The following is a 1,922-nucleotide window of genomic DNA, read 5'->3' on the forward strand; positions in this document are numbered from 1 at the left end:
CCTTTATGAGCAGCCCCAATTATACTGGATGCCAATCAGATAGATGCCGACGAGCCAGATCCCTGAATTTACTTCGTTCTTCCTGGCTTGGCCCATTTGAAACCGGCGCGGGGCTTTCATCCCAATTGCGAAAGGGGAAACGTTGAGCAAATAGTTGCTGCGCAAACTGCTCAATCTCTTTCTCGCTACAGAGTAAAGCAACAGCCTCTCGTCTATTTGCCCATTTCTATATTAATTATTATTTCTGCAATATATAGGGAGTTGTCGGTATTATACAGGCCGCATTTTCGTGCTTCTTCTCGCAAAAAGGACAGTGCATTTTTTATATTATTTGCTTTTTGTGTAAATTCATCATCGCGCTCGTTATGCTGCATACTTTTTCTCAAAACTGTAGTTGCTAAGAACCGCCTTGGTAACGTTTAGTTTTGCACGGGATTTATCAAGAACAGCCTGCGAGACGGGTACAACTGCAGAAGCCACATCATGGCCTGATGGCAGTGTCATGCGGTTATGAATATGGGCTTCAACACCCGCGCCGGGAACAATCCGCTTCAGGACACCCCAGGCTGTCAGAAATAGGTAGGTATCAATGTTATTGATAATCGAAAATTCGATGCATGCCAGAATGAGTTCGGCAGAAATCTGCCGACGCAGAGAGAATGGCAGGTCACGTTCTACACCAAAACGCGTTATCTCCCACACATTCGCGCAAGAAGGTGCGTTGGTGGAGGGCAGCATATCAGGCCAGAGAGTTTCCAGCATATAAGGCCGGTTGGTTGGTAGTAGCCGGATCATGCCCCGAACAGCGCCCGCATTATCACGCCATACGAGATACACAGCAGCCGGTGTATCAAACTGGTCGTATTCCATGCCTTTGTAAAATGGCACATCCCACTGTTCATGGGTCACAAAATGGCGGTAACGAAACTTGAACTGCTCGGCGAGGGCGTCTCCACACCATTTGGCGTTTTCAACGGTTACGACTTCAATCATTGATCCGCTCTCTTCCTGTTGGATGAACTGATCATTCATGAAAATCGACAGTCAGGTTACCTGTCAGACCTGACAGGTTTTACAGTTCAATCAACCCTGCACAGATAGCCCGCACCACACCCATGATACGATTCGTACATTTCAGCTTCAGCAAGGCATTGTTGATGTGAAAGTTAACAGTGCGCTCACTGACGCCAACAATCATCCCGGTTTCCCAAGAGCTTTTGCCCTTGGCTGTCCATCTCAGACATTCTTTTTCACGCGGGGTAAGGATGGGGAGCGACACATCTGCCGGTTCATCCAATTTTTTATAACTTGCGATAAAGAAATTAGATAAGGCGCGCAGATAAAGTTCAATTTCCTGCTCTATGTTTTTATCTGTAAACGCAAAACAAATGGCATAAATTAATCTGTCATGTGTATGGACTGGTATTGTTAGTCCCTTTTTTATGCCAAATTCATATACATCCCTTATTATTTTCTTTTCTGCTTTGTTTATATTTCTTATTTCATGCCAAAAATATGGATGACTCATGAATCTGGATTTTTTTATTATGGGATCAGAGATTATATAATTGTTCTCAATGTAGAAATTGACCCATTCCGTCGGATACCCGACGTGTATAAAATTTTCTTTAGGATCTTCAATCCTGTTCAATTCCACAATGGTTACGTGGACACTCCCAACTGACAGAACGGCACCGAGATAGATGGATAGTAGATCGTGTTTAGTGGCTGCGTTCTCAAGGTCATGTAGTTTCGCCAGAAGGTCAATCGTCAAGCCCACCATCTGTGCTGCGCCTACCTCCAGTGCCATCCAATAGTAAGCCTAAATTATATGATGTATTTATTCTACAGATTTATCATAGCGATTGTCGTCCTCAGACCGGGAGCAGCCTACGCAGCCAAAAATCTTCCCCGTCCATCTT

At 44.6% G+C, this 1,922-nt stretch carries 2 protein-coding genes; both read right to left on the reverse strand.

From position 1 onward, the window contains the following. Positions 1–363 precede the first annotated feature (363 nt). Positions 364–1,032, reverse strand: coding sequence for an acyl-homoserine-lactone synthase (locus HNO79_RS16270; protein WP_141302669.1), 669 nt, complete (start codon positions 1,030–1,032; stop codon positions 364–366). A gap of 40 nt (positions 1,033–1,072) precedes the next feature. Continuing rightward, a complete protein-coding gene (locus HNO79_RS16275) occupies positions 1,073–1,810 on the reverse strand; it encodes an autoinducer binding domain-containing protein (protein WP_227001136.1) in 738 nt (245 codons plus the stop codon). Positions 1,811–1,922 lie beyond the last annotated feature (112 nt).

The sequence above is a fragment of the Komagataeibacter oboediens genome (assembly GCF_018491655.1).
In the GTDB taxonomy this organism is placed as follows: domain Bacteria; phylum Pseudomonadota; class Alphaproteobacteria; order Acetobacterales; family Acetobacteraceae; genus Komagataeibacter; species Komagataeibacter oboediens.

Excerpts from the sequence above, each read along its gene's own strand:
- HNO79_RS16270 (WP_141302669.1), bottom strand. The coding sequence starts at position 1,032 with ATGAATGATCAGTTCATCCAACAGGAAGAGAGCGGATCAATGATTGAA.
- HNO79_RS16275 (WP_227001136.1), bottom strand. The coding sequence starts at position 1,810 with ATGGCACTGGAGGTAGGCGCAGCACAGATGGTGGGCTTGACGATTGAC.